At 69.4% G+C, this 23,734-nt stretch carries 23 protein-coding genes and 6 pseudogenes; 12 read left to right on the top strand and 17 right to left on the bottom strand.

Annotation, left to right across the window (positions count from 1 at the left end):
* Positions 1-95 precede the first annotated feature (95 nt).
* Together ABZ656_RS19040 and ABZ656_RS19035 are read right to left on the bottom strand one after the other, a co-directional pair.
* Positions 96-257 (bottom strand): annotated as a pseudogene (locus ABZ656_RS19040) (RNA polymerase subunit sigma-24); the annotation flags it as partial.
* 716 nt (positions 258-973) lie between these two features.
* A pseudogene (locus ABZ656_RS19035) lies at positions 974-1,158 on the bottom strand (transposase); the annotation flags it as partial.
* Between the two features lie 264 nt (positions 1,159-1,422).
* Between ABZ656_RS19035 and ABZ656_RS19030 the strand changes: the two are divergent.
* Entirely contained in the window at positions 1,423-1,980 is a 558-nt protein-coding gene (locus ABZ656_RS19030; protein ID WP_360269343.1) for a Chromate resistance protein ChrB, read from the top strand.
* Positions 1,981-2,018: 38 nt separating this feature from the next.
* Positions 2,019-3,155, top strand: coding sequence for an MFS transporter (locus ABZ656_RS19025; RefSeq protein WP_360269351.1), 1,137 nt, complete (start codon positions 2,019-2,021; stop codon positions 3,153-3,155).
* A 46-nt stretch (positions 3,156-3,201) separates the two neighbouring features.
* Here the strand turns inward: ABZ656_RS19025 and ABZ656_RS19020 are convergent, their stop codons facing one another.
* Positions 3,202-3,513, bottom strand: coding sequence for an antibiotic biosynthesis monooxygenase (locus ABZ656_RS19020; protein ID WP_101408316.1), 312 nt, complete (start codon positions 3,511-3,513; stop codon positions 3,202-3,204).
* A 295-nt stretch (positions 3,514-3,808) separates the two neighbouring features.
* On the opposite strand from ABZ656_RS19020, the gene ABZ656_RS19015 reads away from it, so the two are divergent.
* Entirely contained in the window at positions 3,809-3,970 is a 162-nt protein-coding gene (locus tag ABZ656_RS19015) for a hypothetical protein (protein WP_360269341.1), read from the top strand.
* A 152-nt stretch (positions 3,971-4,122) separates the two neighbouring features.
* Entirely contained in the window at positions 4,123-4,554 is a 432-nt protein-coding gene (locus ABZ656_RS19010) for a cupin domain-containing protein (protein ID WP_360269349.1), read from the top strand.
* A 292-nt stretch (positions 4,555-4,846) separates the two neighbouring features.
* Here the strand turns inward: ABZ656_RS19010 and ABZ656_RS19005 are convergent, their stop codons facing one another.
* Entirely contained in the window at positions 4,847-5,314 is a 468-nt protein-coding gene (locus tag ABZ656_RS19005) for a GNAT family N-acetyltransferase (RefSeq protein WP_101406579.1), read from the bottom strand.
* A gap of 330 nt (positions 5,315-5,644) precedes the next feature.
* Here ABZ656_RS19005 and ABZ656_RS19000 point away from each other — a divergent pair, with 330 nt between their 5' ends.
* Together ABZ656_RS19000 and ABZ656_RS18995 are read left to right on the top strand one after the other, a co-directional pair.
* Complete coding sequence (locus tag ABZ656_RS19000) at positions 5,645-5,962, top strand: hypothetical protein (protein ID WP_101406578.1); 318 nt, start codon at positions 5,645-5,647, stop codon at positions 5,960-5,962.
* Positions 5,963-6,017: 55 nt separating this feature from the next.
* Positions 6,018-6,500, top strand: coding sequence for a GNAT family N-acetyltransferase (locus tag ABZ656_RS18995; protein ID WP_360269338.1), 483 nt, complete (start codon positions 6,018-6,020; stop codon positions 6,498-6,500).
* Positions 6,501-6,899: 399 nt separating this feature from the next.
* On the opposite strand, the gene ABZ656_RS18990 is transcribed toward ABZ656_RS18995, so the two are convergent.
* The 8 genes and pseudogenes from ABZ656_RS18990 to ABZ656_RS18955 all read right to left on the bottom strand — a co-directional run.
* Complete coding sequence (locus tag ABZ656_RS18990) at positions 6,900-7,250, bottom strand: metalloregulator ArsR/SmtB family transcription factor (RefSeq protein ID WP_101406576.1); 351 nt, start codon at positions 7,248-7,250, stop codon at positions 6,900-6,902.
* Positions 7,251-7,607: 357 nt separating this feature from the next.
* Complete coding sequence (locus ABZ656_RS18985) at positions 7,608-7,976, bottom strand: hypothetical protein (protein WP_101406575.1); 369 nt, start codon at positions 7,974-7,976, stop codon at positions 7,608-7,610.
* 58 nt (positions 7,977-8,034) lie between these two features.
* Positions 8,035-8,460 carry an ATP-binding protein gene (locus ABZ656_RS18980; RefSeq protein WP_101406574.1) on the bottom strand — a complete coding sequence of 142 codons (426 nt, stop codon included), beginning with the start codon at positions 8,458-8,460 and terminating at the stop codon, positions 8,035-8,037.
* Positions 8,457-8,867, bottom strand: coding sequence for a pyridoxamine 5'-phosphate oxidase family protein (locus tag ABZ656_RS18975; protein ID WP_101406573.1), 411 nt, complete (start codon positions 8,865-8,867; stop codon positions 8,457-8,459). The genes ABZ656_RS18980 and ABZ656_RS18975 overlap by 4 nt, the downstream gene beginning before the upstream one ends.
* Positions 8,864-10,597 carry a SulP family inorganic anion transporter gene (locus ABZ656_RS18970; RefSeq protein ID WP_101406572.1) on the bottom strand — a complete coding sequence of 578 codons (1,734 nt, stop codon included), beginning with the start codon at positions 10,595-10,597 and terminating at the stop codon, positions 8,864-8,866. Before ABZ656_RS18970 ends, ABZ656_RS18975 begins: the two co-directional genes overlap by 4 nt.
* Complete coding sequence (locus ABZ656_RS18965; RefSeq protein WP_101406571.1) at positions 10,594-10,935, bottom strand: metalloregulator ArsR/SmtB family transcription factor; 342 nt, start codon at positions 10,933-10,935, stop codon at positions 10,594-10,596. The genes ABZ656_RS18970 and ABZ656_RS18965 overlap by 4 nt, the downstream gene beginning before the upstream one ends.
* A 160-nt stretch (positions 10,936-11,095) precedes the next feature.
* A pseudogene (locus tag ABZ656_RS18960) lies at positions 11,096-11,397 on the bottom strand (zinc ribbon domain-containing protein YjdM).
* 8 nt (positions 11,398-11,405) lie between these two features.
* A pseudogene (locus ABZ656_RS18955) lies at positions 11,406-11,537 on the bottom strand (helicase); the annotation flags it as partial.
* A gap of 14 nt (positions 11,538-11,551) precedes the next feature.
* On the opposite strand from ABZ656_RS18955, the gene ABZ656_RS18950 reads away from it, so the two are divergent.
* Positions 11,552-11,677, top strand: a complete 126-nt coding sequence (locus tag ABZ656_RS18950) for a hypothetical protein (RefSeq protein WP_360269353.1) — start codon at positions 11,552-11,554, stop codon at positions 11,675-11,677.
* 111 nt (positions 11,678-11,788) lie between these two features.
* On the opposite strand, the gene ABZ656_RS18945 is transcribed toward ABZ656_RS18950, so the two are convergent.
* Complete coding sequence (locus ABZ656_RS18945) at positions 11,789-12,355, bottom strand: SigE family RNA polymerase sigma factor (RefSeq protein WP_360269334.1); 567 nt, start codon at positions 12,353-12,355, stop codon at positions 11,789-11,791.
* Between the two features lie 359 nt (positions 12,356-12,714).
* On the bottom strand, positions 12,715-13,224 hold the full coding sequence (locus ABZ656_RS18940) for a hypothetical protein (RefSeq protein ID WP_360269332.1): 510 nt from the start codon (positions 13,222-13,224) through the stop codon (positions 12,715-12,717).
* Between the two features lie 205 nt (positions 13,225-13,429).
* Here ABZ656_RS18940 and ABZ656_RS18935 point away from each other — a divergent pair, with 205 nt between their 5' ends.
* Together ABZ656_RS18935 and ABZ656_RS18930 are read left to right on the top strand one after the other, a co-directional pair.
* Positions 13,430-14,116 carry a response regulator transcription factor gene (locus ABZ656_RS18935; RefSeq protein WP_101406567.1) on the top strand — a complete coding sequence of 229 codons (687 nt, stop codon included), beginning with the start codon at positions 13,430-13,432 and terminating at the stop codon, positions 14,114-14,116.
* Entirely contained in the window at positions 14,110-15,798 is a 1,689-nt protein-coding gene (locus ABZ656_RS18930; protein WP_360269330.1) for an ATP-binding protein, read from the top strand. The genes ABZ656_RS18935 and ABZ656_RS18930 overlap by 7 nt, the downstream gene beginning before the upstream one ends.
* Before the next feature lie 583 nt (positions 15,799-16,381).
* Here ABZ656_RS18930 and ABZ656_RS18925 read toward each other — a convergent pair.
* Complete coding sequence (locus ABZ656_RS18925; protein WP_360269328.1) at positions 16,382-17,347, bottom strand: ADP-ribosylglycohydrolase family protein; 966 nt, start codon at positions 17,345-17,347, stop codon at positions 16,382-16,384.
* 357 nt (positions 17,348-17,704) lie between these two features.
* Here ABZ656_RS18925 and ABZ656_RS18920 point away from each other — a divergent pair.
* Both ABZ656_RS18920 and ABZ656_RS18915 read left to right on the top strand, forming a co-directional pair.
* A pseudogene (locus ABZ656_RS18920) lies at positions 17,705-18,322 on the top strand (aldo/keto reductase); the annotation flags it as partial.
* Positions 18,323-18,599: 277 nt separating this feature from the next.
* Positions 18,600-18,908 (top strand): annotated as a pseudogene (locus ABZ656_RS18915) (alpha/beta hydrolase); the annotation flags it as partial.
* Positions 18,909-19,296: 388 nt separating this feature from the next.
* On the opposite strand, the gene ABZ656_RS18910 reads toward ABZ656_RS18915, so the two are convergent.
* A complete protein-coding gene (locus ABZ656_RS18910; RefSeq protein ID WP_360269326.1) occupies positions 19,297-20,586 on the bottom strand; it encodes a cellulase-like family protein in 1,290 nt (429 codons plus the stop codon).
* Positions 20,587-20,745: 159 nt separating this feature from the next.
* Between ABZ656_RS18910 and ABZ656_RS18905 the strand changes: the two genes are divergently transcribed.
* Positions 20,746-22,794: a glycoside hydrolase family 2 TIM barrel-domain containing protein gene (locus tag ABZ656_RS18905; RefSeq protein ID WP_360269324.1), complete on the top strand. Its 2,049-nt coding sequence runs from the start codon at positions 20,746-20,748 to the stop codon at positions 22,792-22,794.
* A gap of 56 nt (positions 22,795-22,850) precedes the next feature.
* Here the strand turns inward: ABZ656_RS18905 and ABZ656_RS18900 are convergent, their stop codons facing one another.
* A complete protein-coding gene (locus ABZ656_RS18900; protein WP_360269347.1) occupies positions 22,851-23,723 on the bottom strand; it encodes a carbohydrate ABC transporter permease in 873 nt (290 codons plus the stop codon).
* Between the last annotated feature and the right edge of the window lie 11 nt (positions 23,724-23,734).

Genomic DNA, 23,734 nt, shown 5'->3' with positions numbered 1-23,734 from the left:
CCCGGAAACTTTCCGGGCGACGCCGCAAGGAGATCGTCGCGGTGCTGCTGTTCAGCGGCGGCCCCATCTTCGAGAGTTCCATACCGCTGTCGGTGGGCGACGATCTGTTCGTCGGCGCAGCGTCGGCGCAGCCGCAATGCCATCCACGGCGCGGTGCGCCGATACAACTCCTCGAACGCCGCGCGGTCACCCCTGGCCACCAGCCGGACGAGACGCTCCTCGTCCAGCGTGCGCGGTGCCTTCCTGACTGATCTCACACCGGCTAGACGCCCGAGCCGGGCCCCAGGTTTTCCCCCCAACGTGATCCCCGCCACATGTGGGCAAACCCGTGGGATCCGCTCAACTGATGTTTTGCCGTCAGGCAGCGGTGGCTTGGCTGGTCTGGAGGGTCTCGCTGAACAGGGCGGGGTGGCTTGAGCCGCGGTGGCTTCGGATATCCGAGCGCGCCGGAACGCGGTGATCATGCCTTCGATGGAGATGACCCATCGGGAGCACCGAATACTCTGAAACACCCCCATGGAACAGTCAGGGCTCGTGAGCTACGACTTTCAAGCGCGTGGAATCGCACGACTGCCCGATGTCCACCTCTGCCGCCCCGGCGGGCTCGCCGTGCCGGACCGGGAAGGGCAAGGTGGCCATCTCCAGTACTACACCGCCCGCTTCCGCCTCGTGCCCCAACTCGCCAAGGGGCTCAACCTGCCGACTCCCGCTGCGCAAGCCCGGCTCCGCCTGGGCCGAGCTGCCTCCGGCCGAGGAACGCCGGCGCCGAACCCGTCGGGCCCGCCCGCCTGGCGTACGCCCGTGCATCCGCCGCCCGGCAGTCCTTCGACTCCCGATTCGTCTCGCTCGGCCTCGCCGGGGAACTGTGCGCCTGCGGTGTGCGCGCCACGCTCGTCGTCCACGAGCACAAGCGGCTCGGCCCCGGCATCGAACTGGCCACCCTGGCCGAGGAACTGAAGGCGAGCGACGTCTGCAGCGTGAGGACGGCCGGGTGCTGCAACCGCGGCCCCAGGCTCGTTCCAGCGAGGGGTGGATCTGGGTGAGCAGGCCGTGGAGCCGGTTGGCGACCCTGGTTGCCTCACCGGCCAGGTCGTCGTCGAACCCGGCGATCGTCTCCAGCTCGGCGATGGTCTTGTCCTCGCCGTCGATGGCCCGCAGCGGAGGCCCTCGATGAGGCGTGGGCGGTATTGCATCCGTTTCAGCCGCGTCTTCACCAGCGCGGTGAGCTGGTCGATGCTGTGTTTGGTGAGGTTGGCCAGGGACCGCTTCAGGTGCGATCACACGCCCTCGAAGGGGTTGAGCTCAGGTGCGTAGGGCGGCAGCTGATAGAGGGTCAGCCATAATCGGGCGGCGAGGGCGCGGGTGCGGCTTGGCCCGCACGATGGAGATGTAACGCCTGATACATTTCCTAATGTGCCGAACATGGAACAAGGGAGCCGCTGGATCATCCTCGTGATCAAGCTGGCCGCCGAACCGTCGCGGCACCGGGTGGCGGTCTGGCGTGAGCTGCGCAAGATTGGTGCGCTCTCGCTGGGCCAGGGGGTGTGGGCCGTACCGGACGTACCGGTCTTCACCGAGGGCACTGCGCGGGCCATCGCGCTGACCGAAGCGGCCGGAGGCCAGGCCGTGACCCTGAACGCCTCCGGGCGCGGCCCTGAGGACGCCGCCCGGTTCCAGGCACTGTTCACCGCCGCCCGGTCTGCCGACTGGACGGAGTTCCTGGCCGACTGCGGCAAGTTCGACGAGGAACTGGCGAAGGAGATCCGCATCGCCAAGTTCACCCTGGCCGAGTTGGAAGAGGAGGAGCAGTCGCTGGAGCGGCTGCGGCGTTGGCACCGCGATCTGACCGCCCGCGATGTGTTCGGTGCGCCGGAAACGGCCGAGGCAGCGAAGCGGCTCAAGGAATGTGCCGCCGCCTGCGAGGACTACGCGCAACGCGTCTTCGCGGCCCTGCACGAGCCCCCGGGGGAGACCACATGAGCCGGGCAGCCACAACGCAGGCGGCCCTCGCCCGGCAGATGCGGCCCCTGTACGCGGCCGGGTTCACCACTGCCTTCGGGGCCCACGGCATCGCGGCCAACCTCGGGAGCTTCTCCGACGACGCAGTCACCTCGCTGATGGTGCTGGGTGGCCTGCTCGCCCTGTACGACGGGGCCGAGGTCCTGCTCAAGCCCGTCTTCGGCACCCTCGCCGACCGCATCGGCGCCCGTCCGGTGCTGCTGGGCGGGCTTGTCGCGTTCGCGGTCTCCTCCGCCGTGTACGCGGTGGCGGACAGCCCCGGCTGGCTGTGGGCGGCTCGTCTCGGCCAGGGCGCCGCAGCCTCTGCCTTCTCTCCGTCCGCCTCCGCACTGGTCGCCCGGCTCAGCCCGGCCACCAAGCACGGCCGGGCCTTCGGCTCCTACGGCTTCTACAAGTCCGTCGGCTACACCCTCGGCCCGCTGCTCGGTGGGGTGCTGGTGTGGGCCGGAGGTCTACGGCTGCTGTTCACGGCGCTGGCGTCGCTCGGCACGGCGGTCGCCGGATGGGCCGCGCTCGCGGTCCCGGTCGTACCTCCGCTGCCGAAGGTCCGGCAGACGGTCCTCGACCTGGCCCGGCGGCTGACCCACCCCGCCTTCCTCCGTCCGACCGCGGCGCTGGCCGCAGCGACCGCCGCCCTCTCGGTCGGCGTGGGCTTCCTGCCCGTCTCCGGCAGGGCGGCCGGGCTGGGTACCGTCGCCACCGGCGCCGCCGTGTCGGTGCTCGCAGCCTGTGCGGCTCTGGTCCAGCCCCGGGCCGGTCGAGCCCTGGACGCCGGGCGCCTCACCGCACGCGGCGGCATCACAGCAGGTCTGCTGCTCACCGCCGCCGGCCTGGGGTGCGCGATGCTGCCGGGCCTGCCCGGGGTGCTGTCCGGCGCGGCTCTGATCGGTGCCGGAACCGGACTGATCACCCCCCTGGGCTTCGCCGCCCTGGCCGCCTCCACCCCGGCCGAACGGCTCGGCCAGACCATGGGTGCTGCCGAACTGGGCCGTGAACTCGGCGATGCGGGCGGCCCGTTGCTGGTCGCGGCCGTCGCCACGCTCACCACCCTCACCTCCGGCTACGCGACACTCGCCGTACTGCTTGCGATCGGGCCGGCCTGGGTCCTCATACGCAGAGTCTCAGGAGCTCGCTGACCGCTCCTGCCCACGTGGACACGGGCCCACTGGGACGGTGTGGGCTTCAGCTCGGCCGGGTCTGTGCCATGCGGTGAGCCTTGACATCGAACAGTGCGAGGGCGGGTTCCGCGCCGACTCCACGGAAGAGCCGGGGCGCTGCCATTCCCTCCGGTGCCGCGCGCACGGCGTCGACTGCGGCGCGGTCCCGCCACAGCGTCTGAATGCGCCAGTGTCCGTCCTCTCCGCCCAGTAGCTCGGTGCGGATCAGTCCATCGGGCAGGGTACGAGCGACGAGCTCACGGTAGGCGGCGACAAGGTCGGCTTCACGCTCGGGTATGACGATGGCGCTGACCTCGGTCAATACCTGTCCGGCCATGATCCTCATCTCCTTCTCCGTCCACGCTACGCGGCACGCCCCGGGGACACGCACGTGAAACCAGGCGTGATCGCGGCCCCATGGGGAGGATGCCGGGGTTCGGATTCCACGCCACGAATGATCATCTTCCAGTCCTGCGGACGGGTTTCGCCCGATCCGGGGGTTTGCCACCCGGCCCGGCATGATCGCCCCGGGCCGCGGCGAGACTGCCGCTCGTGACCGCACCCGCACACGTCCACCATTTCCTTCTCCCGCCGGCGAGATCCTCGACCGGCTCCGCCGGCGGGAGGAGGAAATGGAAGAACAGCTGACAGCCGTGCGCGAGCGCCTGGCCGCCGTCGAGCGTTGGCGATGCCTGCTCGATGCTTCCGCGGCCCGAGCCGTGCTCGCCACCGGTGATGGCGTCCCCGCCGAAAACGCGGAGGACGCGCCTCGGACGTGTTTGTCTGTTCGCTGATCGCCGCTGTTTTGTTGCCGGCCGAGATTCTGACTTCAGGGGCGCCCGGATTGCGGAGCAGGCCGGCAGGAGGGAGCCTGGATTCGGTGCCCTCAGCAGGCGGCTGCCGACGTACAGTGCGTGCCGGGCAGGTCCAGGGAGGTGTGTTCGTGGTGTCAGGAGAGAGCCCCCAGCCATTCGACTTGAACTCGCTTCAGGAATTCCTGACGACGCTTCAGGACGTGAAGCCACCGTTCATTCCGGAGGGTGCTTCGGCGATGACCCTCCTCGCCGAGTGGCCTCCCGGTCACCCCGGGCTTCCGCCGCATCGCCACTCGGGGCCGGCTTTCGGGTACGTGATCGACGGCGCCGTCCGGTTCGAAATCGAGGGTGAGCCGGAGCGCGTGGTCAGGACGGGTGAGACGTTCTGGGAGCCGGGCGGCGACGTGATCCACTATCAGGACGGCAACGCCCAGTCGGACGCACCGACCAAGTTCGTCGTGACCATGCTGTGTGAGCCCGGTCAGCCGATGCTCACGTTGGTTGGCGAGGAGGAGCTCAAGAAACGGGCTCACCAGCGCGCTCCGCGTCCCGGAGCCGCCTGACCCGCGAGTTCGAGACGGCCAAGCGGCCGACCGCGGTTACGGCCACGACAGGTGCCGGCGCCTTTGCGGGCATATGGCACTCGTCCCCGGTCATTACCGAACGGGGCCAGGAACACGGCTCGGGTTGGGCATTTTCCGTCCGACTTCGATCCGATGGGAGCGGCGCGGTGACATCCACGAGGCACGCCCCGGCCTCGCCACGCGCCTGATCGCCTACGGGCATGTCCAACGTCTTGGTCAGTACCTCTTACGGCCTGGGGAGCGATACCCAGTGACGGCAGGTTGGTCAGGGCTACGAGACGTTGAGCGGCAGGTCTCGGTGGAAGACGGCCATAGCCAGGCCAGGGCCGTTGTAGTCGTCGACGATCTTCGTGTCGAAGCCGAGGCTGCGATGGAAGGCGATTGAGCCGGTGTTCTCGATTGACGTGATCGCCTTCAACTGCCGTGCACCGTGACGTTCCGCCGCTTCGGCGAACGCCGTATACAGACGACGCCCGAGACCGGTCCCACGGGCGTCGACCCGTGTGGCGATCAGATGCACGTACCCGGTGCCGCCTGGGGTGACGAACCCGAAGATGTACCCACGGATTCCGTCCTCGGCTCGGGCAACCAAGCAGGTAGACCCGAACTCCTGCACCAGTGCCAGAAGGTGCAGCGACCGAAGATCGCGTTTGCCCCAGTAACGGGGGTGATCGGTCAGGACCTGGTGGAAGTCGGCCACCCCGGCTGGTGCGATGTGTATCCCCATGATGGCGATCATGGCAGGCGCCTTGGCCGTTACAGGCCAAGGTCCGTACGAGTTGGGCAAGTTGTGACGACCGCTCGCTCTTCTGGACACAGGGCGGTGCCAATTTCTCGATGGGTGGGTCGCCGTGCTGATCGCTCGGACGCCAGTCAGGCGACCGCGGCCTGGGTTTCGAGGAAGTCCTCACGCCGTCCGGTGTGGCGCTGCTTCGTCCGCCACTGCTTGTGCTCGGCACTGTCGTGTTCCACCGTGCGATCCGTTCTGAGGACTGGCGGGGCGGACGACGGGCCTGGCGGCGGGCATAACGCTCCCGCTGGACTTCAGGGGCGGCTTCCCCTCCCGGCCGTGGCCGACGTATTGAGCGTGGCCGAGGACATCCAGCGGACCTTGCCACAGGCCGTGGTCGTCAAGACATTGAACACGGTGGGCAACTCCGTGATGATGGAGCCCGGGCAGGTCTCCGGTCGGCCAGGTCATCGTCAGCGGCGAGGACCAGGCGGCGAAAGACACCGTAGCCGCGCTGGTCGGCGAGTTCGGCTGGGGCCGGACCGGATACTGGACCTCGGCGGGCTGTCCACCGCGTGGCCGATGGAGCAGTACGTCGGACTGTGGATCGCGCTGGGCACCGCGGACATCAATATCCAAATCCACCGGGAGGGCTGAGCGGCCGCGCACCCGATCTGGATCAGCGACCGGGCCGGCGGGTAGATTCCGGATCGTGACGTCTGCGCAGGTGCGACTCGACCCGATGACCGAGGCCGAATTCCAGGCCTACTTCGAACACATGCTGGTCAAGTACGCTGCCAGCAATGTGACCTCGGGCAACTGGACGGCCGAGGAGGCTGCGGCGAAGTCCGCGGAGAACCTGGCCCGGCTGCTGCCCGACGGGCTCGCCACCAATGACACCCATCTCTGCCTGGCCCGGGATGCTGCGAGCGGCGACCGTGTGGGCATCATCTGGCTGAATCTGCGCCCGCATGGAACGGAGACTGCGGCATTCATCTACGACATCGAGGTCGATGCCGGGTTGCGCGGTCGCGGCTACGGCCGGGCGGTGATGCTCGCGGGTGCCGACCTCGCCCGTGAACTCGGCTCGGTACGGATCGGACTGCATGTCTTCGCGTACAACGAGACTGCGATAGCGCTGTATACCTCGCTTGGCTTCGCCACCACCGATCTGGTCATGTCCTTGCCGCTGTAACAGATGGGGCAGCTGTGTCCATCGGGCAGCGTCGGCTTGGCGGTTCGGCTCTGGGGTGATCGTGGTCAGCAGGCGGCGGTGCGTGCGAGGAAAACGGTGGATGCGATCGGGACCCGCCTGTCCGGCTCCTTCCGCGAGCGTCCCAGCCGCACCGATCCGCCGAACCCGGCGGCCGCTCGCCCTCCGGCATGGGCGGAGAGGGCTCGGCCACCCGCCCGGTGTCCCGGATCTTGCGCAGCAGGCCCATGAACCCTCCCTGACCCGGTGAGGACTTGTCCGCGGGTGTCCGACGGGCCACCTGCGACCGGAGCTACGTCACTCGGTGTGAAGCGACCGCCTCCCGCACCACAGAGCGCTGTCGACTCGTGGGAGGCGGCCGCCGATTGTGGGCCGCCGCCGCTACGACGGCGGTTTCGGCTGCGGCTGGGCGGCCTGCAGATCGGCAAGCAGCTCGGCCTGCCCCGCCAGGACCCCGGACAGGATGGTCCGAGCGACCCGCAGCAGCTCCGCCACGTGTGGGCTGGTCAGGGAGTAGTACACGGTCGAGCCCTCCCTGCGGGTCTTGACCAGGTTCGCCCGTCGCAGCACGGCCAACTGCTGTGAGAGGTGCGCCGCTTCGACGCCCACCTCGGGCAGCATCTCGGCCACCGCGTGCTCACGCTCGCTCAGCAGTTCCAGGACACGGATGCGTGCCGGGTGCCCGAGCGTCTTGAAGAACTCGGCTTTCAGTTGGTACAGCGGCGTACTCATGCCGGCGTCCCCTCCCCGACACAACAGCACGGCCGTACCGGCCGCTCCCTGGCGCATCGCATCCACCCACTCGTCAAACACATGCGGCCCATCCTCGCCCGCGCCACCGGCCACACCGAATCAGCGCACGAGAACCCAGCCGTCCGAATGCAGTAGTGATGACCTCATGAGTTGCTAAGATCAGCAACTCCATACGTTGTATGGGGGAGGCATGAGTGCGAATCACCCCGCTGCGCGGCCTGGGCGTCGCCTTGCACAAGTGCCCGAACTGCCGCCTCAAGTGCCGCCCCACCGCCGTCGGCCCCGACGGTCAGTGTCCCCGCTGCCCGGCGGTCAGGCGGGCCAGCCGCCGGTCCGCTACTCGTGTCGGCCTTCGTCGCCCTGGTCGCGTGCCCCGTGTGCGGCGAGGGCCGCTGCGAGGTCGCTGTGGACGGCGATGGGCGGGCAGTCGCCGTCGGGGACGAGGGAGCCGTCGGCGGGGATCGCGGCCAGTTCCAGACCGCGGCCTTTCCCTGTGAGGCGGCGGGCGGCCTCGGTGACGGCGAGCTGCCCTTCCAGCGACCAGCCGCGCAGTCCGGTCATGTCGGCGACGACCGGTCCGGTGCCGCGGGCCATCACCCAGTCGATGGCTCCGGTGAAGCGATGAGCGCCCTCCGGGCCGAGGTATCCGGAGAGGGAGAGGAGGCCGAAGTGCTCTCCGGCGGTGTACTGCCATTCGATGGTCATGGTGGTGAACCTCCTTGCGCGGGCGGCCGGTTTGGATCGGTCGTGTCGGTCATGCGGATCAGAGGGGCAGCGTGATCCAGATGCTTTTGCCCTGGCCGTCGGCGTCGCCGCGGACGACCGCGGTACCGCCCAGTCCGAGGGTGAGTTCCATGACGGTGGCCAGGCCACCCGTCCCTCTGCCGGTCACCGCCCCGTACAGCGGCGGCTGGTGGGGGTGGCGGTCATGGACGGCGAAGGCCAGGCAGTCCTTGCTCGCCGCGTAGATGATGGTGATCTGCGGGGAGAGGTCGACGGCGTGCCGGACGCTGTTGGTGACCAGCTCGCTGAGGATGAGCAGGGCCGGTCCGACAGTGGGATGGCGCAGGCCGATGCCCCACTCGGCCAGGGCCTGCTCGGCGGTTTCCCGGGCCGTGCGGACCGCGGAGGGCATCGTGGGCAGAGTCAGCACATGGCGGTAGGGCAGGGTTTCGAGCTGCGATCTCACAGCGCCTCCGCCCGGGCGAGGCGGAAGCCGGTCACGGTCTGCGGACGGAGGCGCAGCAGGGTGTCGTGCGGTCCGTGCGTCCAGCCCCGCAGAGTGCGCCGGTAGTGGGCCGCCTCGTCGCGGTCGGTGATGACCTCGGCGGGTCCGGCAGCCGTGACGGTCCATCCGGTGCCCGTGGCGGCGCGGACCTCGTCCACGTGATAAGTCGCCGTCAGCGGGACCGCGGCCGCCTGGACCGGTGTGCGCACGACGAGGCGGCCGTACTCCCACACATGCCGGGCCGGACGTACGACGGTCAGCTCCCGCTGCACGTACACCAGGCGTCCCAGCGCGCTGCCCTCCAGCAGCCAGACCGCCTCCGCGCCGGAGACCTCGATCATGCGCAGGATGGAGGACGGGGTACTCATCGAGCGGGTTCCTCGCTGGCAGTCGTGGGCTTCGGGGTCGTCTGAACGGAGGCTGCGGGCAGGATGCCGGCCATCTCCAGGTAGTCGTGGGCGCCACGGATCGCCTCGGGTGTGGTGGCGTACTCGCGGCCCTCGACGCGCAGCAGGTCGAGGGCGCCGACGGAGTCCAGGACCTGGCGCTGACCTGGCCGTATCCCAGAGGCCAGGACGACGATGCCGCGCCGGTTCAGCTTCTGCACCGCGTCCTTGAGGACGAGTGCGCCGGTGGCGTCCATGGTCGACACCCGGGACATGCGCAGGATGACGACCCGTACGTCGGCGACGTCGGTCAGCTCCAGGAGGAAGCGGTGGGCGGCGGCGAAGAACAGCGGTCCGTCGATGCGATAGGCCACGATGTGCTCGGCGAGCAGCGCGTGCTCCTCGGCGCCGTGGTCACCGCGGTCGAGCGGCACCTGGTCGAAGCGGGCCTGCTGGGCAACGGCGCGCAGGGCCAGGGCGCCCGCGACGGCCAGGCCGATGATCACGGCATACACAAGGTCGAGCGCGAGGGTCGCGACGGCGGTGAGGACGAGAATCAGCGCGTCGGAACGGGTGGCCTTCACCATCGCCTTGAGCGAGCCAACCTCGACCATGCGGATCGCGGTGGCCAGCAGCACACCCGCGAGCGCGGCGAGCGGGATCCTGGAGACGAGGGGCGCCGCCGCGAAGACGATCACCGCGAGGACCGCGGCGTGGGTGAGGGCTGCCAGCCTGGACCCGGCGCCGGTACGGACGTTGACCGCGGTCCGCGCGATCGCGCCGGTCGCGGGTACACCGCCGAACAGAGGGGCCGCGATGTTGGCCAGGCCTTGCCCGAACAGCTCGCGGTCCGGGTCGTGCTTCTGGCCCACCGTCATGCCGTCGGCGACCGAGGCCGACAGCAGCGACTCCAGGGCGGCCAGTGCCGCCACCGCGACGGCTGGGGCGAGCAGCGAGCCGAGCGCGCCCGGGTCGACGAAGGCGAGGGACGGTGCGGGCAGGCCGGACGGCAGGTCCCCGATCGGCTTCGCCGCGTCCAGGCCGGCCACCTGGGCAACGATGGTGGCCGCGGTCACCGCGAGGATGGAGAAGGGGATCGCGGGCCGCCAGCGAGCGCCGACGGCCATGACCGCGGCTACCGCGAGGGCGAAGGCGACGGCGGTCCAGTTCGGGTTTTTCGCGAACGCCTCCAGGGCGCGCCAGGTCACCACGAGGACACGGTCGCCCTCCGGCTTGGGCACCCCCAGGGCGTTCGGGACCTGCTGCAGTCCGATCACGCAGGCGATGCCGAGCGTGAAGCCCTCGACGACCGGGGCGGGCACGTACTGCATGTACTTCCCGGCTCTCAGCAGGGCGAGCGCGACAAGCATCACGCCCGCCATCAGTCCCACCGTGAGCACTCCGGACGGTCCGTGCTCGGCGACGATCGGCACCAGCACGACTGTCATGGCGCCCGTCGGCCCGGACACCTGCAGGTTCGATCCGCCGAACACCGCGGCAAGCGCACCGGCGATGACCGCGGTCGCCAGCCCCGCCTCGGCGCCGAGGCCGGAGGAGACGCCGAAACCGAGCGCGAGCGGCAGCGCGACGATCGCCACCGTGAGGCCGGCCAGCAGGTCCCGGCGCGGGTCGCGGCGTATCTCGGCCAGATCAGTACGGCCAGGCAGCAGCGCGGCGAGCCGGGCCCCGAACCAGCCGGCGGAGACTCTCATCGCGCGGCGACCTGGGCTTCCCGCAGCTCGGCCAGCAGCTCGTTCTTCCCTGCCAGCATCTCGGTCAGAATGCGGCGCGCGGCCCGCATCAGGTCGGCTACGTCCCCGCTGGCGAGCGCGTAGATCACCGTCGAGCCCTCCCGCTGGGAGGTGACGATGCCCGAGCGGCGCAACACCGCCAGCTGCTGCGACAGGCTGGCGGGCTCCACCTCGATCTCGGCCAGCAGATCACGTACCGGCATCGGCCCGTCCTGCAGCAGCTCCAGCACCCGTATCCGTACGGGATGCCCCAGCATCCGGAAGAACTCGGCCTTGGCCTGGTACAGCGGAACGGACACGACTCCTCGCCTTCCTCGACAGCACCCCTCCCGGGGCAAGCGAACGCTGCGCCCGCGGCTACCTTGCAGGCATAGTAAACACAGCATCTAACCAATTGCATAATTTTGCAATTCGACATCCTGCTGCTGCCGGGCCGTCCCCGCGGTCGGGGCGGGCGGGTCAGCCCTTCTTGACCATGCTCGACTTGAGCTGCATCGCCCCGAAACCATCGATCTTGCAGTCGATGTCGTGTCCGTCGACTCCGTCGACCAGACGGATGCCGCGCACCTTGGTGCCGGCCTTGATCCCCGAGGGGCTGCCCTTCACCTTGAGCGCCTTCACCACGACCACGGAGTCGCCTCCCGCAGCACATTGCCGACGGAATCCTTGCCGACGCGCTCCGCCGGGGCGCCGGAATCCGTGCCGCCCTCGGCGGGCACCCATTCGTGGCCGCACTCCGGGCATACCACCAGGGCGTGCATCTCGTACTTTTCCTCGGCGCTCGAAGGTGCCCCTCGCGCTCGTAGAAATGGCGGGCGGCGGCATAGTTCATCGACCAGCCGTAGGCCTGAGGGCGGCGCGCGGGTGGCTTATCGTCCTCGGTGGTGGGCTCGATGGTGAGTCGGGCCGCCCGTAGTGCCGGAGCCATTTCAGGGATACGAAGTCTTCTGGTTCGGCCACGACGAACTGCGCGACCGGGACCGGGCCCGGACGGTGCTCACTCCCTTCTTCCGCGCGCTCCTGCACCAGCCGCACTCGTGAGCGGTCGCCGCGGCACGCTGGGGGTGACTCCAAACGAGGCCCCGGCTGGCCTGTGCCTAGTCGAGGATGCCGAGGGCCGGGTCCGGTCGGCAGTGGACGCAGGGCGGCGCATCATCGTGCCTGGTGGCTGGCCGATGGGCTCACACGACAGGCTGCTGGCGTTGAAGTTGAGTCGGGGTCGCGGTGCCGGAGTTCGCGGCGGAGTTGGGCGAGTGCTCGGTGCAGTGTGCTTTTGACGGTTCCGGGCGCCATGCCGAGGGCGTTGGCCGTCTCGTGGGTGGACATCTGTTCCCAGTGCCGCAGCGTGACGACCCTGCGCTGCTGGGGCGTCAGCGTCTTCATGATGTCGATCAGCAGGGCGCGGTCGGCGTACTGATCGGTGGAGTCCTCGACGGGTGCGTCCGGCAACTGCTCTACGGGGAGCTCTTTCAGCTTCCGGGCCCGCCACCACTCCGTCCGGGTGTTGATCATGACGCGGCGCAGGTAGGCGTCCGCGAGCTGCTTGTCCGCTATTCCCTCCCACCGGAGGTATGTGCGTACGAGGGCGGTCTGCAGCAGGTCCTGGGCGTCGAGCGGGTCGGCAATCAGGCGCTGGGCGCTGCGCAGCAGCGCCTCCTGCCGAGTACGAACGTACTCCTCGAAGTCCATTGAGAGGTCGGGGTATTTGCGCGGATGCATGTGCGGGTCCCCTTCGTATGTAGGTGTGAAGGGCAGGGAGGGATGAGTGGAGATGACACGGGGCGGCGGGCGGGGGTACGACTGCGTCCCTCGCGGCTTTTGGTAGGCGTCGTAGCCTTGTTCGTCCCGCTGTTGCCCAGTGCGCCCTCGTGACGGCTGGACGACGGCACTCGCATCGAGCAGGCTGCGGGTGACGCCGGCAGTGCGAGGCCGGTCGGCGGTCTGCCGCCGACACCGCAGGTTGATAGAACCGGTGCGCGGCCGATGCATACCCCCGTGAGGCATCGGCCGCGCACCGGGGTGAACCGGCGTGTGACGCCGGGCGGGAAGAGCAGTTGCCCGCCCGGCGTCATCGCTGATCACCGCCTGTAGGACGCCCAGACCTCAGAGCCCTGGTCGCCGTTGACGACGATGCGCAGGTGGTCAAGGTGCTGGAACGCCTTGGTCTTAGTGTGGAAGGCCTTGTGGGGGTTGCAGGTGACCTTGCCGCTGTCCGCGATGTACCGCTGGGCTTCGACGTTGTAGATGCGCACCCTCATCTTGGCGTTGGTGTTGTAGCACTGCAGGTACGCGTATGCAGTCTTCCCCTTCGACCGGTAGGGCTGGGAGACCCACTTCTTGCCGTGGTGGGTGAGGTAGGAGCCGGAGATCCAGCTCGGTCCCCACTGACGGCGGAGGGTCGACTGCACGGTGGCCCCTCCCTGCACGGCCGTGCCGGTCTCGTGAACCGCCGTGTGCTGCTGGGCGACGGTATGCGCGGGGGCCTGCGGTGCGGTGGTCGCGAGGGCGTCGGCGGCCGGCCCCGAGGCCATCGCGACGGCGCATACGGCGGTACCGAGAGCGAGCGCAGAGCGCCTGAGTGCAGTCATGATCAACTCTTTCTTCCAGGTATACGGAGAGGCGGACACCGGCCGATGCAGGGGCCTTGAGGCGGACCTGACCGGTGCCTGGCGACGACTGTGGCAGCGAGGAGCTGTGGGGAAGCTGAAGATTTCTGAGAGGCCCGTACGTCAACTCCGAGGCGCTGTGCGGTTCTTCAGGTTGGCCACAGGTGTTCTCCCTCATGCTGGAGTCATGCGCTTACTCGTGGTTGAGGACGACCGGCGGATGGCGGAGCTGCTGCGGCGCGGCCTGGTTGGTGAAGGGTGGGCGGTGGACGTCGTGCACGACGGGCCGTCAGGGCTCGAGCGGGCGGGCGAGAGCCCGTACGACGCGATCGTGCTGGACGTGATGCTGCCGGGCCTGAACGGATATGGAGTGTGCGGTCGGCTGCGTGAGGCGGGCATCTGGGCGCCGGTGTTGATGCTGACCGCGATGGACGGGGAGTACGACGAGGCAGAAGGGCTGGACGTCGGGGCGGACGACTACGTGACCAAGCCGTTCTCGTTCGTGACGCTCATGGCCCGGCTGCGGGCGCTGATGCGGCGCGGACAGCCGCAACGCCCCGCCGTGCTGCGCGTCGGGGACCTGGAAGTTGACCCCGCCGCCCGGCACTGCCGTCGCGGCACGGTGCCGGTGACCCTCACGGCACGGGAATTCTCGGTCCTGGAGTACCTGGCGCGGCGCGGCGGCGAAACGGTCACGAAGACGGAGATCCTCGAGCACGTCTGGGACGACCGGTTCGACGGGGACGTCAACGTGGTGGAGGTCTACGTCAGCGCCCTGCGCCGCAAGATCGACACCCCCTTCGGGCGGCGGTCCATCCGTACGGTCCGGGGGATCGGGTACCGGCTCGACGGCATGCCGGAGACGGCATGCTGAGGACGCCTCAGCTGCGCCGAGACGCCCGCGGCCCGCGGCCGGGCAGCGCGCGGCTGCGGCTGACACTGGCCGCGACCGCCGTAGCCGCCGTCCTGCTGACACTTGCCGCCGTTGCCTGCGCCGTCGCCGTGCGCAACTCACTGGTCGCCTCGGTGGTCCAGGTGGTCACGGACGGTACCAGCGTCGAGCTGGTCGAGTCGCCTCCGGGCGACGACACTTCATACGTCGAAACCCCGCTCGACGAGTACACCGGCCGGCGCGACAGGCTCCCCCTGATCCACGGCGAACGCCTGTCCCTGTGGCCGTGGACCGACCCGGGCGATGCGACGCCCGCGGAGTTGATTGAGGCCGACGGGACGTCCCTGTGGTTGGCTCGGGAGGACTCCGGTCCCTACCCCGACGCCTGGACGGACCAGCAGCGGCTGAACACCACCGTGGGGTGGCTGGCTGGCGGCACGCTGGGACTCACGATGCTGACAGCCGGCGGGACATGGCTGGTCATCGGCCGGGCCCTGAAACCGGTGGACGACATCCGGACGCAGTTCGCCGCCCTGAGCTTGAGCCGTCTCGACCAGCGCATACCGGCGCCGCGTGGCGGCCGGGAGTTCAAGCAGCTGGTGGCGACGATGAACAGCGTCCTGGACCGCCTCGATGCGGCGGCCGCCCGGCAACGGCAGTTCACCTCCGACGTCGCCCACGAACTGCGTACCCCGCTCGCCTGCTTGCGCGCCGAACTTGAACTTGCGCTCACCTCGTCCGGGGCCGCCCACTGGCTCGACGCCGCCCGTGACTCCCTGCACGACACCCTGCAACTCCAGGACATCACCACCAACCTGCTGCTCCTGGCCCGGCTCGACGCGCACGCCTCCCACTCGAGAACTCTCCTGACCGAGCAAGTCGACGTAGCTGACCTGATCCGCGATGATGTCGCCCGCCGTGACGTGCCCGATCACCTGAGTCTCGCCGTCACCGCACCCGACGAACCCGCGCCCGTGACCGGCCACCGAGGCCTGCTCGCCCGCGTCCTGGCCAATCTTCTCGACAACGCCGAACGCCACGCGGCCACCAGGATCACCGTCACGCTCGCCCTAGACCACGAACGCCGACAAGCCGTAGTCGACGTGGCCAACGACGGCCCGCCCGTCCCGCCCGAACATCAGGAGACGATCTTCGAACGCTTCAGTCGGCTCGACGACGCCCGCACACGGGACGCCGGGGGCACCGGCCTCGGCCTGGCCATCGCCCGCCGCATCACCGCACTCCACCACGGCACCCTCACCCTCGCCCCCAGTCGGCAAGACCAGGCGGGCGCCCGGTTCACCGTACGACTGCCCCTCACCCACGAGGACGCCCAGCCGCTGGTCACCGAACTCCTGCACGCCTGGGACCAGCCCGCGGACATCCCTGCGCTCCTCACCCACAACGCCGGAGGTCAGCCCCTCGAAGACGTCGTGCCCGATCTGGCACGTGCCCTCATCACAGCCGGACGCGACCACCACCTCCACGCACTGCTCCTCCACGTCGCACGGCAGGCACCCGCCTGGGAAGTCACCGGCCTCGCCGACATCCTCCGGGACGAAGGTATGCCTGCAGCCGCCGACGAACTGCTCGCCGCCCGCACGGCACAGCGCAGGCTCACGTCGGCGAAACCACGACAGCGTTCTGTTAAGGAGACCCCGTAGACCGTCGCGTTGAGTATGCCGCTCCGAGCCCGACGAGTGCTGCGGCTGAACGGCTGGCTCGCCGGGTCCTGGTGGTTGGAGCCGGCGGCCGGGCCATGTATGACCCACGCCTCGAAGACCCGCGCCACTGGGACTGGTCCGGCGACACACCTTGAAACTACGTCAGGCACCCCGGCTGCCGGCCCGCCTTCATTCCGCGCCGCCAGGGCTCGTGCGCGGAGTTGAGGACGCGCAGGTTGATGAACGCCCAGCTGCGCAGGTTCAGGCGGCGTTTCGTTGAGTCCTTCTTCCGGGCTTCGGAACGCCCGGCGGATACATGGCCGGGGCGGCGCGCTGGCTTCACCGGGGTCGCGGGATTCCCGGCTGTGCGTGGATGGGTCCAAGTGAGCCGACTACTCGGGGGAGGTGCCGTGCAAGGCCTGCCTGGCGCCCAACTTCAAGCGCGCTCCTCGTATGGCGCGCCGCCTCGACCGCCCCGGCTCCGCGCCGGGCGAGCCGGTTCTGCAATTGCTCGAACGCCAGGTGGCCCACGGCTTCCCATACGACCAGCTCGCCGTTCATGCGGGCTACCACACCTGTCTCATCAACAGCTCTCATCCGCCTGCTGATCACCGGCGTGAGTGGTTTCGAGGCGGTGCGCAAGACGGAGTAGATCTGCCAGGCGCAGCACCCGTCCATCGAATCCCGGGAGGGGGACATGGAGTGGCTGGGTCCAGTGTGCGGGGATTGCATCCAGGCCGTAGTACGCCCCCGCGAGGCCTCCGGTCACCGCGGCGACGGTGTCCGTGTCACCGCCGAGATCGATCGCCGCGCGTAGGGCGTCTTCGAAGCTGGTGGTGATGCGCAGGGCCCAGACGGCGGAGCCCAGGCAGGGCCATACGGCGCCGTTGAACTCGGTCGCCTGATCGGGGTGCCAGTCGGGAGCGAGGACCGTGGCGTAGCGGCCGCGGTGGTCGGGGTGGACGAGAGCCAGGATGTCCGGGAGCGCGGTGAGGGGGTCGGTGTCCTCGAGCGTGACGCGGATGAGTGCGTGGAAGATCGCGGTGCCTTCCCAGGCCGCGCGGTCGCCGTGGGTGAGGGCGGCGATGCGGCGGGCCGCGTCCATGGTGGCCGTTGGGCCGGCGGCCGCGAAGTGGACCGCGGAGGTCGATGCCCGCATCAAGGAGCCGTTTCCCGCTGCTCGTTGGTTGACCTGGAAGTGGATCGCGGCGGCGAGGTCCCAGGGCATGCCGTTGGTCAGGACGTCTTCGGTCTGCAAGCCGATGTCCTTCGGTTCTGATGCTGCCCATCGCTGGAAGCGGGCGAAGATGTCCGGCAGGTCCAGTCGGCCCCGTTCCAGCAGGGACTCCGCGACCAGGACGGCCATCTGCGTGTCGTCAGTGGCCTCGCCGGGGTCCCAGCCACCGCCTCCGCACATCTCGCCACCGGTACCAGGCGCGGGAAACCGCGCGGAGAATGCTCCCTGGGGACCGAACTCGAAGGGGCCGCCCAGGGCGTCACCCACCGCTGAGCCGACGACCGCGCCAGCCGCCCGCTGAATCCGCCTCATTCGCGCAGGTTATCTGTGCCGCGCCGACGGCCGCGCAGCCCTGTTCCTTCTTCGGCTCCCGGAACCATCGGCGACAAACGCGTCTGGTCCCCGGGGGTAGCCGCCTGAGACACCCTGGAGTCCAGCCATTGCGACAGGTGTGGTGCTGTCGCCTGAAGGGGCTATAGGTGGGCTTTCGCGTTGACGTTCCGGGCGGCGTGTCCAGCCTGGTCGACTGCGCACTCCTCGGCTCCGAAGTCCTTCCAGCCATCCGCGCGGGCGGGCAGTTGGTCATGGCCCGGAGGTCCGACATGCCTGGAGCCCCCGCGCTGGGTGATCACGGAGACATCACTGTTCACGAGGCCTTCGTACCGGACTATCGACCTCTACCAGATCCACCGCTTCGACCCGCAGACCCCGGTCGAGGAGACCATGGAAGCCCTGCACGACCTCGTCAAGGCCGGCAAGGTCCGCTACCTCGGCGCCTCCTCGATGTGGGCCCGGCAGTTCGCCACCATGCAGCACGCGGCCCACAGCCACGGCTGGACGCCCTTCGTGTCCATGCAAGATCAGTACAACCTGCTGGCGCGGGAGGAGGAGTGCGAGATGTTCGGCCTGCTCGCCCACTCCGGCGTCGGCTCCATCCCCTGGAGCCCCCTGGCCGGCGGCCGTGGCGTCCGCCCCTGGGGCCAGGACAGCACCGCACGGGCCAAGACCACCCCCGACACCGACTTCGCCGGCCGCCCCATGTTCGTCGACACCGACGAAGCCATCGTCGACGCCGTCCAGAAGATCGCCGACGCGCACGGTGTCCCGATGGCCCAGGTCGCGCTGGCCTGGGTACTGAAAAACCCTGTCGTGTCCGCGCCCATCGTCGGCGCCACCAAGACCCACCACCTCACCGACGCCGTCGCCGCGCTCGACCTCACGCTCACCGCGGACGAGATCGCCGCACTGGAAGACCCCTACACCCCGCGCCTGCCCACCTTCTTCTGATCCGGCCAACCACTGCCGGTCCCGCAGCTCGGGCCGCCGTCGAGCGCCCAGCGTCGTCGCCGACCCCAGACCTGGCACGAGGGAGTGCAGGTCACCTCCGCAGCCAGGAGACGGAGGCGAAGCACACGGCGGCCGACAATGAGTACTACGGGCGGCGTCGAGAAGAGATCGCGAAGTGGAAGGCCGCGGCGCAGAAGGACCGGATCGCGGCCACTTCAGCTCCCCGCCGTGGCCACTTCGATTCCCCACTGGCGGCCACCTCGTGTACACACTGTGTGAGACTGGCTGGAGCGCCCCGCTGGGAGAGGCGCGTGGCACCGCCGGCGTCTCGCCCTATGCCGCGCCTGCCCGCGCCGACGATCTGTCCAGCCTTCCTCCGGCGTTCATCGACGTCGGCTCGGCGGAGACCTTCCGGGACGAGGACTGCGCGTACGCGAGCCGCATCTGGCAGGCTGGCGGCATCGCCGAGCTACATGTGTGGCCGGGCGGCTTCCACGGCTTCGACGGCCTCGTACCGCAGGCCTCCCTCTCCGTGGACGCCCGCGCGGCCCGGCTTCGTTGGTTGCGCCGACTGCTGGGCGAGTGATCGGCGAGGGGCTTCGCGTGATGCGGCCTGGGTGATCTCCGGTGGGAGCCACGCCTTCCCCGAAACCGCCCCACTCGCCGACCGCTCCCACAGTATCGACGTATCCCAGGACGGGCTGCTTTCACGAGGCTTGTCGACGCTGACCACGATCCGGCAGGACCGATCATTCGAAGGGGGCCATCATGGTCAACGCGTCCCCGTCATCTACCAGGAACTGATGCACTGTTGAGCTGTCCATGGACGCTCGTCGCCGCCATGCCGATCACCGGTACGCGGGTGCGGGATCACCGTGGCCGTCCTGGCTATGCTGCTCGCTTCCTCACAAGCATCACTTCTTGGGCATCGTGTCGGCATGGCTTGGCGTCTGCGTTCCGGGCCGCCGGCGCGTTCAGACCGCGGTGATGCGGGCGTTGACCCGCCGCATCCAGTCCGGATCGGTGTGCCACATGGGGTGGTGCGGGGCCGCGTTGGAGGTCAGGACGACGCCGTGGAAGCCCGCGGCGAGGCAGCGGTCGACGACGAACTCGGCGATGTCCTTGCCGACGGCGTCTTCCTCGAAGCGCGTCAGCAGTGGGGTGTAGCCCACGACGCCTTCGCCGAGGACGGCGGGGATGCCGCGGCGGCGGGCGAAGTCGGCGACGGCGTCGATCCATCCGGCCAGGGTCTCGCGCATGGCCTGTCGGTGCGTCGGATAGTTCTCGTAGAGCCACAGGTCCCAGCGGTCGGGGTCGACCCAGTCGTGTGCGTAGAACAGTTCGCGCGGGATGCCGGTGGCGGCCAGTCGCCAGGGTTCGTCCGGCTGGTAGTCGGTGAAGGCGGGCGCGTCGGGGCGCAGCATGGCGGCCAGTTCGGGGGTGGGCCAGGTGGCCGTTTCGGGGGCCGCTTCGGTGCCGTGCCCGAGCCCCACCGCCTCGTACAGCGCGCCGAGCACGCCGTAGACGTAGAAGTGGAAGTGCGCGATCTGCGCCTGCTCCGGCAGGTCGTCGAGTTCGCCGGGCCAGGGCTCGCCCAGCGAATAGGTGACGGGGATGTCGGGGTGGCGTGCTTGCAGCAGCTTCACCGCGCGTTCGAGGGGGCCGCGCAGCCGGGCGTAGTGGCCGGCGGTGCCGTCGGCCGGTACCAGGGAGCAGTTGTCGACCTCGTTGTGCACCTCGACGTAGGCGACGCCGTCGGCCAGTCCGCGGTCGGTGAGGAAGTCGAGTAGCGCGGCGAGGGCTTCGGCCACGGCCTCGGCGCGGTCCGGGCCGGGGACGGCGGCCAAGGCGCGGTGCCAGGCGTCGGTGTCGGCGAAGCTGGGGGACTGCTGGTACTCCCAGGAGGACACGATGACCTTGCAGTCGTGGCGGGCCGCTGCCTCGAACAGCTCGACGAGCCGTCGGCGGCTGTCCAGCGGATAGCCGCCGCGCACGTCGTACCAGCGGGTGCGCTGTCCGAACTGATCGCCCAGGCCGCGGACTTGGAGGGACTCCGGGGAGTGCACGTGTCCGGAGAACAGCAGGAAGGGCATGGCGCAGACGCGCACGGTGTTGAAGCCCCGTTCCACCGCCTCGGCGAAGGCGCGGTCGAGGTCGGCGAAGGGTTCGCCGGGTCCTGCCTGCGTGTACCAGCTGAAGTCCCACAGGGTGATGGCGAGTCGGCCCGTGGTCTCGCGCGTGGTGGCTTGCTGCTGTGCGGTCATGAGGTCACCCGTCGTTCGTGTGCGGTGGGACGCCGTCGGCGGCTCGACGGCACCACGTTAGCTCAATTCATTATTTATGAATAATCCTTGACGAGGGTGACGGCGTTGTCCAGGCTGTGGGGCGAACGGACACGCACGTGTTTCAAGGAGCCGCCTGCCATGACCGAATCCATCCATCCGTCCCGGCGCACCGTCGTCACTGCACTCGGTGCGGCGGCCTTCGTCGCCCTGCCGGCGTGGCCGGAGACGGCGCGAGCGGCAGACGGCACGGCCGCGGCCGCCGCGAACGGCCCGGTGCTCGACACCCATCCGGCCACCGAGCCCTCCGGCACCCATGTGCGTGATGTCGGCGGCACCAACGTCGTCTTCCAGTACGGCACGGTCCTCCCCGCGTTCGACGGCTGGCGCACCCACGAGCCCACCCGCGACTACCTGTCCCTGGACAAGCGGTGGCGCTTCCGCTTCGACCTCGCCGACCAGGGACTCGGCGAGGGCTGGCAGTCCCCGCACCACGACGACAGGGCCTGGGACCTCATCGACGTCCCGGCGGCCTGGGACCTACTGGACACGCCCGGATTCGGCTCGGAGAGCGCCCCGTTCGGCAAGGGCACGGCGTTCACCGACGGGTACGCCTGGTACCGCACCACCGTCGACGTGCCCGCGTCCTGGCGTGCCCGGCACGTCCGCATCGCCTTCCTGGCCGCCGGATACAGTGCCGAGGTCTGGGTCGACGGCACGCACCTCGGCAAGCATGAAGGCGCCAACTCGCCCTTTGCGCTATCGGTGGAAGGGGCGCTCCGGCCGGGAGCCCGTCAGACGATCGCCGTGCGGGTCTTCCGCCGGGCGAGCTACACCGACTACACGGCCTCGACTCCGCAGCCGGTCACCGACGAGTACGAAGTGCCGTACAAGCCCGTCGACTACTGGCCCTACGCGGGGCTGACCCGGTCGGCCTGGATCGAGGCGGTCCCGCAGGTCACCATCGCCAAACTGCTCGTGTCCGCCGCGAACGGGCGCCTTGAGGCACGCGCGGTCGTCGAGAACCACGGTGCCTTCGACTTCGAAGGCCGGCTCACCCTGGATCCCGGCCGGGGCAGCGGTGGCCGGCCTGCCGTGATCGCGGCCCGGATCGCCGCCCGATCGGCAGGCGTCGTACGGGTCGTGCTTTGCGTGCCCGGTGCCCCGCGATGGAGTCCGGCCTCGCCGCACACGCTCACCGCCCGCGCCACCCTGACCGCTGGGAGGCACCCGGGCCCGCGGGTGGACACGCTGTCCACCGTGTACGGCATGCGTGAACTGACCGTCGGCGACGCGCAGTTGCGGCTGAACGGCAACCCACTGTTCCTCAAGGGGCTCAACTGGCACGAGGAGACGGCCGCGCACGGCAGGGCGATGATGCCGGCCGAGTACGACCGCGAGCTGGGCCACATCACGGCACTGAGCGCCAACTTCATCCGCAACTGCGTCTACAACCGCCACCCCTACGTCTACGACTGGGCGGACGCGCACGGAGTGTTGGTGATGGACGACATCGACACCATGTGGCTCAACACCGCCCAGGAGAAGCTGCAGACCGAGCGCTACGGCCTCGCCCGCGCGCTGGCCCTGACCATGGCGTGGAACCAGCACAACCACCCCTCGGTGATCCTCTGGGGCCTGCAGAACGAGTCGGAGATCGACGCCGACGGCGCCCCGGTCTACCGGGCCTGGCTCGCCGACCTGAAGGCGGCCGTGAAGGCGGTCGACCTCACCGCCCGCCCGGTGACCTGGGCCTCCAACACCAGCAACGACCCCGCCTTCGACCTCGCCGACGTGATCGGGTTCAACGAGTACTTCGGCTACTTCTACGGCAAGGACGCCGACCTCGGCCCCACGCTGGACGCCGTGCATGCGAAGTATCCGGACAAGCCAATTCTGATCACCGAGAACGGCACCTGGTCGCAGGCCGGCAGCCACGGCCCCAGCACCACGCAGGGCACCGAGGAATGGCAGGCGGCAAGCTTCACCGCCCACTGGGCACAGGTGGCCGCGCGCAGCGAGTTCGTCGCCGGCTTCACCTACTGGGTCCTCAAGGACTACAAGCAGCGGGCCGGCTACAACCAGGCCTACAACGGCATCTCCGTCATGGGCCTGGTCACCTTCGCCGAGGAGCGGCCCAAGCTCGTCTACGACACATTCCGCAAGGCCGCCAATCCGCGGGGAAGGTGACCCGCAGGACCGGCGGCCGGTGACGAGGGGAGGGGCAGGCTGCCCCTCCCCTTCTTTCAGCCCTTGACGCTGCCCTGGGTCAGGCCGGAACGCCAGTAGCGCTGGAGGACGAGCATCGCGGCGGCCAGCGGAAGGATCGACAGGAACGCCCCGCCCACCGTGAGCTGGTAGAGCTCGGGGTGCCGGTCCGCCTGCGACTGCCAGGTGGTGAGGCCCAGGGTGAGCGGGTACTTGTGGTCGTCGGACAGCATGACCAGGGGCAGGAAGTAGTTGTTCCAGATGCCGACGAACTGGAAGAGGAACACGGTCACCAGCGCGGGCGTCATCGTGCGCAGGACAAGGGTGTTGAAGATCCGCCACTCGCCGGCGCCGTCGACCCGTGCCGCCTCCAGCATCTCCGCGGGTACCGCCGCCTCGGCGTAGATGCGGCACAGGTACACCCCGAACGGGCTGACCATGCTGGGGATCAGCACGGCCCAGTAGGTGTTGGCCAGGCCCACCTTGCTGAACAGCAGGTACAGCGGGAGCGCGAGAGCGGTGCTGGGCAGCAGCACACCGGCGAGCACGACCTTGAAGACCGCCTCGCGACCGCGGAAGCGGTACACGGCGAGGGCGTACCCGGCAGCACACGCGAACAGGGTCGCCAGCGCGCCGCCGACTCCCGCGTACAGGAAGCTGTTCCACGTCCAGTTCCAGAAGACGCCGTCGTCGTAGGAGAAGACCTGCGACAGGTTGTGCAGCCACTGTGGGTCGGAGAACCACAGCCCGAAGCTGCCGAAGAGATCCGCACTGCTCTTGGTGGAGGCCACCACCAGCCAGTACACGGGCAGCAGGAAGTACAGCGCCGCTACCGTGAGCAGGGCGACCACCAGGATCCGTGACGGCCGCACCCCTCGCCCTGGTCGGTGGTCACGGCCGGCCCGGGCGATCCGCGAGGGGT

This window comes from Streptomyces sp. NPDC007095 (assembly GCF_040634475.1).
In the GTDB taxonomy this organism is placed as follows: domain Bacteria; phylum Actinomycetota; class Actinomycetes; order Streptomycetales; family Streptomycetaceae; genus Streptomyces.
Note: the sequence above shows the minus strand (reverse complement) of the source record. Positions and strands in the feature narration are given on the sequence as shown.

Excerpts from the sequence above, each read along its gene's own strand:
- ABZ656_RS19030 (WP_360269343.1), top strand. The coding sequence starts at position 1,423 with ATGGAACAAGGGAGCCGCTGGATCATCCTCGTGATCAAGCTGGCCGCC.
- ABZ656_RS19025 (WP_360269351.1), top strand. The coding sequence starts at position 2,019 with ATGCGGCCCCTGTACGCGGCCGGGTTCACCACTGCCTTCGGGGCCCAC.
- ABZ656_RS19020 (WP_101408316.1), bottom strand. The coding sequence starts at position 3,513 with ATGGCCGGACAGGTATTGACCGAGGTCAGCGCCATCGTCATACCCGAG.
- ABZ656_RS19015 (WP_360269341.1), top strand. The coding sequence starts at position 3,809 with ATGGAAGAACAGCTGACAGCCGTGCGCGAGCGCCTGGCCGCCGTCGAG.
- ABZ656_RS19005 (WP_101406579.1), bottom strand. The coding sequence starts at position 5,314 with ATGATCGCCATCATGGGGATACACATCGCACCAGCCGGGGTGGCCGAC.
- ABZ656_RS18990 (WP_101406576.1), bottom strand. The coding sequence starts at position 7,250 with ATGAGTACGCCGCTGTACCAACTGAAAGCCGAGTTCTTCAAGACGCTC.
- ABZ656_RS18985 (WP_101406575.1), bottom strand. The coding sequence starts at position 7,976 with ATGACCATCGAATGGCAGTACACCGCCGGAGAGCACTTCGGCCTCCTC.
- ABZ656_RS18975 (WP_101406573.1), bottom strand. The coding sequence starts at position 8,867 with ATGAGTACCCCGTCCTCCATCCTGCGCATGATCGAGGTCTCCGGCGCG.
- ABZ656_RS18970 (WP_101406572.1), bottom strand. The coding sequence starts at position 10,597 with ATGAGAGTCTCCGCCGGCTGGTTCGGGGCCCGGCTCGCCGCGCTGCTG.
- ABZ656_RS18945 (WP_360269334.1), bottom strand. The coding sequence starts at position 12,355 with ATGCATCCGCGCAAATACCCCGACCTCTCAATGGACTTCGAGGAGTAC.
- ABZ656_RS18940 (WP_360269332.1), bottom strand. The coding sequence starts at position 13,224 with ATGACTGCACTCAGGCGCTCTGCGCTCGCTCTCGGTACCGCCGTATGC.
- ABZ656_RS18935 (WP_101406567.1), top strand. The coding sequence starts at position 13,430 with ATGCGCTTACTCGTGGTTGAGGACGACCGGCGGATGGCGGAGCTGCTG.
- ABZ656_RS18930 (WP_360269330.1), top strand. The coding sequence starts at position 14,110 with ATGCTGAGGACGCCTCAGCTGCGCCGAGACGCCCGCGGCCCGCGGCCG.
- ABZ656_RS18925 (WP_360269328.1), bottom strand. The coding sequence starts at position 17,347 with ATGAGGCGGATTCAGCGGGCGGCTGGCGCGGTCGTCGGCTCAGCGGTG.
- ABZ656_RS18910 (WP_360269326.1), bottom strand. The coding sequence starts at position 20,586 with ATGACCGCACAGCAGCAAGCCACCACGCGCGAGACCACGGGCCGACTC.
- ABZ656_RS18905 (WP_360269324.1), top strand. The coding sequence starts at position 20,746 with ATGACCGAATCCATCCATCCGTCCCGGCGCACCGTCGTCACTGCACTC.